This window comes from Vibrio sp. 2033, assembly GCF_033339735.1.
On sequence record NZ_JAWOVC010000424.1, the window covers coordinates 1 to 658 of the forward strand.

The 658-nt window shown below is 47.7% G+C and carries 1 protein-coding gene; it reads right to left on the reverse strand.

What is annotated here, in order from left to right; genetic code table 11:
• On the reverse strand, positions 1-658 hold a 658-nt coding region (locus R7P74_RS26970; RefSeq protein WP_318123736.1), incomplete at both ends, for a PhoX family protein.

Below are 658 nucleotides of genomic sequence, written 5' to 3' on the forward strand. Positions count from 1 at the left end.
CACGAGGCCGAACTGTAGTTCCAGCCGGAGATTCTTGCGCGGCATCATCACTGTATGGCCAGATACCAGGGTGTTGAATGTTTACAAATAGCGATTTGTAATCTGGGCTAATGGTAAAGCCTGTCACTTCACAACCGTTTGGACCAACAAAGAAGCGTTTCAGCTCTGCTTGGTTGTCTGCACCGATCACTGCTTGATCGCCATTTTCATTCGTGAGTTTAGATGGTACAACCGCCAGCATTTGGTCGTTGGTGTAAGACGTGACTTCATCTGCGCCGTTATCAGTTTGAATCCAAAGAATACCGCGACCATCAAATGCCAAGCCATCTGGACTTGCAAACTGGTTAAACTCATTCAAGCCAGAACGGTTTGTGTCTGCATCACCATTTGCAGGCGAACCAAAAACAAAGATATCCCAAGTAAAGTCTGTCGCAGAAGTGCCTTCATCCCAACGAATAACGTGACCAAACTTGTTGTTTAAGCGCGGATTTGCTGGATTCGTTTCGTCTGTGCGGCGCGTGTTATTGGTTAGCGTGAGGTATACAGAGCCTGTGAACGGGTCAACCGAACACCATTCAGGACGATCCATTGGCGTTGCGCCAACAAGGTCAGCCGCGCCAGCCGTATTAATGATAATTTCCGCTAACGAGTTAAAATG